Source organism: Planktotalea sp., from assembly GCF_039984035.1.
GTDB lineage: Bacteria > Pseudomonadota > Alphaproteobacteria > Rhodobacterales > Rhodobacteraceae > Planktotalea.
In genome coordinates, this window is the sequence record NZ_JBDWVM010000275.1 from 1 (window position 1) to 7370 (window position 7370).

The 7370-nt window shown below is 54.8% G+C and carries 9 protein-coding genes; 5 read left to right on the forward strand and 4 right to left on the reverse strand.

Features of this window, described 5'->3' with window-relative positions:
* Together ABJQ89_RS12520 and ABJQ89_RS12525 are read left to right on the forward strand one after the other, a co-directional pair.
* On the forward strand, positions 1-889 hold an 889-nt coding region (locus ABJQ89_RS12520; protein ID WP_348496567.1), incomplete at its 5' end, for a TolC family protein.
* A 132-nt stretch (positions 890-1021) separates the two neighbouring features.
* Complete coding sequence (locus ABJQ89_RS12525) at positions 1022-2134, forward strand: hypothetical protein (RefSeq protein WP_348496568.1); 1113 nt, start codon at positions 1022-1024, stop codon at positions 2132-2134.
* Here the strand turns inward: ABJQ89_RS12525 and ABJQ89_RS12530 are convergent.
* The gene (locus ABJQ89_RS12530) at positions 2131-3582 is read right to left on the reverse strand and encodes a cobyric acid synthase (RefSeq protein WP_348496569.1); all 1452 of its coding nucleotides are present in this window, start codon (positions 3580-3582) and stop codon (positions 2131-2133) included. The two genes, ABJQ89_RS12525 and ABJQ89_RS12530, sit on opposite strands and share 4 nt — an antisense overlap.
* 58 nt (positions 3583-3640) lie before the next feature.
* On the opposite strand from ABJQ89_RS12530, the gene ABJQ89_RS12535 reads away from it, so the two are divergent.
* Complete coding sequence (locus ABJQ89_RS12535; protein ID WP_348496570.1) at positions 3641-4210, forward strand: cobalamin biosynthesis protein CobQ; 570 nt, start codon at positions 3641-3643, stop codon at positions 4208-4210.
* 89 nt (positions 4211-4299) lie between these two features.
* Here the strand turns inward: ABJQ89_RS12535 and ABJQ89_RS12540 are convergent, their stop codons facing one another.
* Complete coding sequence (locus ABJQ89_RS12540) at positions 4300-4620, reverse strand: DUF6280 family protein (protein WP_348496571.1); 321 nt, start codon at positions 4618-4620, stop codon at positions 4300-4302.
* Positions 4621-4838: 218 nt separating this feature from the next.
* Here ABJQ89_RS12540 and efp point away from each other — a divergent pair, with 218 nt between their 5' ends.
* Entirely contained in the window at positions 4839-5402 is a 564-nt protein-coding gene (gene efp / locus ABJQ89_RS12545; RefSeq protein WP_348496572.1) for an elongation factor P, read from the forward strand.
* A gap of 76 nt (positions 5403-5478) precedes the next feature.
* Here the strand turns inward: efp and ABJQ89_RS12550 are convergent, their stop codons facing one another.
* Positions 5479-6222, reverse strand: coding sequence for a folate-binding protein (locus ABJQ89_RS12550; protein ID WP_348496573.1), 744 nt, complete (start codon positions 6220-6222; stop codon positions 5479-5481).
* A 66-nt stretch (positions 6223-6288) separates the two neighbouring features.
* Between ABJQ89_RS12550 and ABJQ89_RS12555 the strand changes: the two genes are divergently transcribed.
* Positions 6289-6969 (forward strand): TIGR04283 family arsenosugar biosynthesis glycosyltransferase, encoded by a 681-nt coding sequence (locus ABJQ89_RS12555; protein ID WP_348496574.1) that lies wholly within the window; start codon positions 6289-6291, stop codon positions 6967-6969.
* On the opposite strand, the gene ABJQ89_RS12560 is transcribed toward ABJQ89_RS12555, so the two are convergent.
* Positions 6966-7370 (reverse strand): ATP-binding cassette domain-containing protein (locus ABJQ89_RS12560; protein WP_348496575.1); only part of this gene is annotated, 405 nt, incomplete at its 5' end. The genes ABJQ89_RS12555 and ABJQ89_RS12560 overlap by 4 nt on opposite strands.

Below are 7370 nucleotides of genomic sequence, written 5' to 3' on the forward strand. Positions count from 1 at the left end.
TCAAGATCGCTTTGAAGTGGGTGAAATCACCCGCACAGACGTTGCATTGGCAGAAGCACGCCTTGCCGCGGCGCGTTCCGGACTTGCCGCTGCTGAGGGTGGGCTGATTGCTGCACAAGAAGAATATCGCGCAGCCGTTGGTCACAAACCACGTAATTTGCAAACCCCGAGATCCTTGCCATCTGTTCCGAATTCTGTCGAGCAGGCCAAGACGCTCGCCGTGCGCGGTCATCCCGAAATGCAGGCGGTACAGCATGATGTTGCAGCGACGGAACTCAATGTTCTACGCGCTCAGGCCGCGATGCGCGGCACCATTTCAGCGGGTGCGACGCTCAGCCGAACACAGACGCCTTCTGCGAATGCTGCGACCAATTCGGGTACGTTGTCTTTGACAGGAAGCATTCCGATCTACCAAGGCGGCCGCCTGAATGCGTTGCATCGTCAGTCCATGGCAACGCGTGATGCAACGCGGGCCAATCTTCATATCGTGCGCCATCAAATCGCGCAGAACGTCGGCAATGCCTTCGCTCAGCTGCGCGTGGCAGCGGCGTCCCGTGACGCGAGCGAGCGCCAGATCAGAGCATCGCGCGTTGCTTTCCGCGGTGTGCGTGAAGAGGCGAGTGTTGGCTCTCGCACGACCCTTGATGTGCTGAACGCCGAGCAAGAATTACTTGATGCGCAGTTCAATTTGATCGGTGTGCAAACAGACCAATTCGTTGCAGCCTATACGGCGCTTGCGACGATGGGCTTGCTGACAGCCAAGCATTTGAACCTGCCGGTCCAGCAATATGATCCAGCGGCTTACTATAATCTGGTGAAAGATGCCCCCGCGCGCAGTGTGCAAGGCGCCAAATTGGATCGCGTGCTGAAATCGCTCGGCAAAAACTAAATCGGGTACATCTACAGGGCGAGCAGCATAAAATTGCCATAGCTACGTGCAAAACTCGCTCTAATTCGTTCTATCTGTTGTGAGAATTGGCTTGGCCCGCTACTCTGTGGGCGAGGCGAGAATGGAAATACTATGGCAGATCCAGTGAACAATTTGGAAATAGAAGACGTATTGTCTTCGATCCGACGACTTGTTTCGGATGAGGCGCGCACGCCCATTCGCGAAGTTGAAACGCCTGATACCTCTGAGGGTGACCTGTCTGTGTCGCCGCAAGAATTTGAAATCAAAGAAGAAAATGTCGCTGAAGCTGCTGAATCTGAAGAGCAGTCTCAAACCCCAGCGCTTGTTTTGACCGCGGCGTTGCGGGTTGAAGAGCCTGAAAGCGACGCAGTTGTTGCCACAGAAGAGGCGACACCCGAGACGCAAGAGCGCAAGCCGTTGTTGATTCTTCGCAATGAAAGAGCGTCATTTGAACCTGAGATCGAAGCAATCGATCCTGTCGTCGAGACTGCCGAATTGGATGGCACTCTGGAATTCGCTACACCGTTGCCTGATGATCTGCAGCCTGAAGATGAAACTACAGAAGTAGAAGATTTGCAGCACCAGGCATCCGAGAACGTTGAAGCAGCTGCTGAACCTTCCACGGAAGAGCCTGATGACGCATTCGAAGCGACTAATTTCGAAGCAGAAGATGAAGCCGATGAGGCCCAAGCTGCGGTCGATCAAGAGGCTGATCAAGCGTCCGCTGTTGAAGCCAATGAGCAAAATGAAGAACAGCTGAGCATTGGGGAAAAGATCGCGGCGCTTGAAGCTTTGATCAACAATGCTCCGACCGAGTTTGAACCTGACGGAGCAGAAGACGGCGCGAACGCCGCGCGGTTTGAAAATGCACTACCGTGGGAAGATAATTTCGAACCGGTTGATGTTCCGACAGGTGTCGATTTCCCCGATCCAGACGAAGAATCGCAAAAGGCGGAGTTTGACGACGCTGCTGTTGCCTTCCAGAAGGCGCATGAAGAGGCGGTGCAAGAGGCCCAAGCTGAGACAGAAGCTAACGTCGCAGAAACGTTGCTCGACGACGAAGATTTGGGCGCTGTTCTGGATGAAGAAGCGCTGCGCGACATGGTCGCTGAGATCGTACGCCAAGAATTGCAGGGCCCCTTGGGGGAACGCATCACGCGCAACGTGCGTAAATTGGTGCGCCGTGAAATTCACCGCGCCTTGGCAGAGCACGACCTCGGTTAAAGCTTTATCGGCTCGGCGAGTTTGAGCAGTAGATCCAGATCCATATGGGTTTCGAGATGCGCCGCGAGCGCGTCAAGAACGCTGTCGACGTCGCTTGAATAGCTCAGATCGCTTTGTACCGCCGCGCCTAGGAAACTTGCGCGGAAGGCATCAGAGCTAAACAAGCCATGCAAATAGCATCCCATCACGCGACCGTCTTCGCTTGCAGCGCCTTCGCGGCGGTCATCGATGGACAGCCATGCGCGCGCGCAATCTGGCCCTTCTGTTTTCCCAAGATGAATCTCATAGCCTTCGACGCTATCTTGCGTTGGTAAATAGGTGGCATTGGTGAGAGCCACGCGTTTTTGCGGCGACATCACTGTGTGCACATCGAGCAAACCAAGGCCTTCCACTTGGGTCGGCGGACCTTCAATTCCCTCCGGATCACTGATCGTTTTGCCCAGCATTTGATAGCCGCCACAAATTCCGAGCACACGGCCACCGCGTCGCAGATGGGCAAGCAGATCAATGTCCCATCCTTGCGCGCGAAAGAAGGCCAGATCAGCAATGGTTGCTTTTGACCCCGGAATGAGTATGAGATCCGCATCCAAGGGCAGGGGCCGACCCTGTTCAATGATCTCGACGCTGACATCAGGCTCCGCGCTGAGTGGGTCCAAATCATCAAAGTTGGCGATCCGCGCAAGGCGGGGCACCACGATCTTGAACGCGCCGCCTTTGCTCGATGCGATGTCCATGACATCCTCGGCAGGTAGGCGCCATGCGTCGGCAAACCAAGGAATAACGCCTAAAGAGGGCCATCCCGTGTGATCGGTGATCGCGGTGAGCCCGTCGTCAAACAGGCTGACATCGCCGCGAAATTTGTTGATGCAAAAGGCCTTGATGTGCTCCGCATCGCTTAACGGCAGGATGGTCTGCGTTCCGACCAGTTGCGCAATAACGCCTCCACGATCAATGTCGCCAGTTAGCACAACGGGAACGCCCGCAGCGTCCGCAAAGCCCATATTGGCGATATCGCCTGCGCGCAGGTTCACCTCTGCTGGGCTTCCTGCGCCCTCAACAATGACAATATCCGCGCTCTCGCTGAGGCGTTGAAAACTCTCAAGTACAGCGCAGAGCAGCTTGGGCTTTGCTTTGGCATAATCGCGTGCGCGCAACGTGTCCCAACGTTTGCCCTGAACAATTACCTGCGCACCGGTGTCGGTTTCAGGTTTGAGCAACACAGGGTTCATGTCCGTATGCGCATCGCGGCGCGCAGCAAGGGCTTGCAATGCCTGGGCACGCCCGATTTCGCCGCCATCGACGGTCACGGCTGCGTTATTGGACATGTTTTGCGGTTTGAACGGGGCAACAGACATGCCACGATTACTGAGTGCGCGCGCAATTCCTGCAACCAACATGGATTTTCCCACGTTGGAGCCAGCACCTTGAATCATAATCGCTTTGGTCATGGACAGTCCCTTGTTGTCTTGTCAGACATAAAGCGCAGCCGCGCAGAGAGAAAGAGCGATGAACACACCAGCCCATTTGATTTTCGCTTTGGCGGCATTTTCCAAGAAAGACGATCCAAAAGTCACCCGCGCCAGTGCGATAGGTGGGCTTTTGCCAGATGCCTCGCTCTATATCATGGCCGGTGTCTCACTCTTCGTGCTGCAGATTCCGGCGAATACGGTCTTCAATCAGCTCTATTTTTCGAACGCATGGCAAACGGTTTTTGCTATCGACAATTCGTTTTTGATTTGGGGGCTGATCCTGACCTTTGCGCTTTGGTGGAAAGCGCCAGCATTGCAAGCCTTTGCTGGGGCAGGGCTTTTGCACATCGCGTTGGATTTTCCGCTGCATCATGATGATGGGCGTCCCCACTTCTGGCCCGCAAGCAATTGGATATTCGAAAGTCCGATCAGCTATTGGGATCGCGCGCATCACGCTGGTTTTGTGCAACCTTTGGAGGTTGCCTTGGTTGTGGTCTGCGTTGGTATCTTGTTTCGACGCTTTACCGGTTGGCGTATGCGCGCTGTCGCGTTGCTTTTGCTGGGAATGGAGCTGATGGTGGCGCGCGTTTGGTTGTTTATTTTCTAAAACAACTTTCTAAATTAGCGATTGGCCAATAAAAAACGCCCCCGAGAGCAGATCGGGGGCGCTTAAGTTTTAAGTTGGCGAAGCGTACTTTATGCAGCTTCAGCCTGTTGCGCAGCATTGCGGCGCTCAGATTCTTCACGGGACAGAGCAACAGATGTACGAACGCCTTTTGAGACGAACTCCATCAAACCGTCTACCACACGTTCGTTCGGGTCGATTCCAGCGCAAGATAGAACTTCACGTCCGTCGCGGGAACGCGCCCAACGAGCGATTTGCTCAGGACCGTTTCCATATTTTTTGTCGTCGGCAATAGCGTCGTCTAGAGCTGCGAGAACCACGGCAGCGAACAGCTTGCGCGCGCGGTTGCCTTGCTCAGAGTTGTAGGCAGTGCCATCAACGAAATCTCTCATAATTCCGACCTTTGTTCTTGCTCTTGTGTTTTCGGCGTGAGGGATCTTATGACCTATTCATACCGATTCGGATACCCTGTAAATGCATAGCATCTATGCAAAATCTGCATGGCTTGCTGCATCTGCAGCACGACATATAGTGAACTTGCACGGGGCCGACCCTCCAGATATAGGGATGGCTAAGAATTCATCAACCTTTTGATATGGTTTTGACACATATGCCCAAGATTAACGGAAACGAAATTCGCCCTGGAAATGTCCTCGAGCACAACGACGGTTTATGGGCCGCTGTGAAGGTCGATCACGTAAAACCTGGAAAGGGTGGCGCATTTGCACAGGTGGAACTACGCAACCTGAGGAATGGATCGAAACTAAACGAGCGCTTCCGCAGCGCCGACAAAGTTGAGAAGGTTCGCCTCGAGCAAAAGGACCAGCAATTCCTGTATGAAACAGACGGGATGTTGGTGTTCATGGACACGGAGACCTATGAGCAGATCGAATTGCCTGCGGAACTTCTGGGCGACCGTCGCCCGTTCTTGCAGGATGGTATGACCATCGTTGTTGAGATGTATGACGAAGAAGCGTTGAACGCAAAAGTGCCGCAGAAAGTCATCTGCAAGGTTGTGGAGACAGAACCTGTCGTCAAAGGGCAAACAGCGGCCAACAGCTTCAAACCTGCGATCCTGGACAATGGTGTAAAAGTCATGGTGCCACCGTTCGTCGCGCAGGATGAAGATATTGTCGTGAACACAGATACGATTGAATACTCAGAGCGCGCCTAATCTGATAGCGCGCTGCGCGCACAGGTTTAGCCGCTAACGCGGCGATTTTTGCGTCTCGTGGTAGATGAAAACAAGTTTAAGGCGCGTAGGTAATCTGCGCGTCTTTTGCGTTCAACGCACCTGTTGCACGGTCGAACCGTAGGTAAGCCAGAGCATGGCCATTGGATTGGCTAAACAGCGTCCCTGCGGGTTTGCCATCAGCTGTTGTAATGTCTGTCCCAATAGGCGCTTCGCCAGTGATGGAAACTTGAGCAAGTCCTTTGCGTAGCTCTGTTTTGTGCTTCATGCGCGCGGTGATTTCTTGGCCGACATAACAGCCCTTTTTGAAATCAACCCCGTTCAGTCGCTCAAAGCCCATCTCTAGAATGAAACTATCTGCGCTCAGCTCACGCCCCGCATTGGGAACGCTGTGCGCGACATAGAGCGCACTCCAATCCACGTTTTCATCTGCATGCCCCGCATAGCTACGCCAGCCAAGCGCGTTAGAGCGAGGATCGGCAAACGCGCCTTCTGGCGTTTCAGAGGTGCCGCGCGTGACGGAGCGTTCGTCTTCTTCAATGCTGACATCGGCGCGTAGTTTGTACATGGTCAAGCGTTTCGCCAGCATGTCGGTTTGCGCGGCATCGGTATCAAGTAGAATGGATTCTCCATCAGGCACAAGGAAGAAATCAGCCATGTATTTGCCCTGCGGGGTAAGCAAAGCCGTATAGACCAACCCCTGATCCAGCTTGTTCACATCGTTGGTGATCAACCCTTGAAGGAAGCTGCGCGCATCTGCGCCGCTGATGCGTAGAAGACGACGTTGCTGGAATTCAGTCATTTTACTCTCCCGTTGGGCCTTTCGCTGATATAGGGCTACGCGCGGGAAGTGAGAAGGGGAAGATCCATGCGCGCACCTATTTCTGTCGTTATTCCGGTTCTGAACGGGCAGGATGCGCTTGCGGGATGTGCAGGTGCCTTGATGGAAGGTGTCGAGGCGGGATTGATCCGCGAGTTGATCGTGAGCGACGGTGGATCAAGCGATGACACAGCGCGCATTGCGGATCAGATTGGCGCGGTTTGGATTACGGGCGCGCCTTCACGAGGTGGTCAGTTGCAACGCGGATGCGCGGCAGCCAAGGGCGATTGGCTGTTATGCCTGCATGTGGATACGCAGCTTGAGGCGGGGTGGAGCGAGAGGGTCTCGGAGCATCTCACACGTGCAGACGCTGGATATTTCAAACTGAGCTTTGCAAGTCGCGGTCTGCCTGCGAAACTCGTTGCGGGTTGGGCGAACCTGCGCTCACGCTGGTTTGGCCTGCCGTATGGTGATCAGGGACTGCTCATCTCGCGCGCCTTGTATGAAGTTATCGGCGGCTACGAGGATATCCCGCTGTTTGAAGATGTGGCCATCGTGCGCACGCTCAAAGGACGCATAGCGCCAATCGACGTTATGGCAGTGACCAGCGCCCAGAAATATGAGCGCTCTGGCTGGCTACGCCGCGGGTCGCGCAACCTTTGGACGCTAGCGCGATACTTTGCAGGCGTGCCGACTGATCAGCTCGCGGCGGATTATAGCAAATCTTAGGCTTTGGCCTGTAGCGCATGCAGGGAGGCATAGACCTTGTCTGCTTTCAGCAAACTGCCATGTGTGCCGCTTTCCACGACTTCGCCTGCTTCCATCACGATGATCTGATCTGCGCTGCGAATTGTTGAAAGGCGGTGCGCGATGACCAATGTCGTGCGCCCGACCGACAGTTTTTCAAGCGCGGCTTGCACGACCGCCTCGGATTGCGCATCGAGCGCAGAGGTGGCTTCGTCCAGCAAGAGGATCGGCGTGTCGCGCAGCAGCGCGCGCGCGATTGCGACACGTTGGCGTTGGCCGCCAGACAGGGCAGAGCCTCGCGGGCCAACAGCGCTATCAAGGCCATTGGGCAGCTGCCCGAGGAAGTCGGACACATGCGCCGCATCCAGCGTTTCTTTCAATTG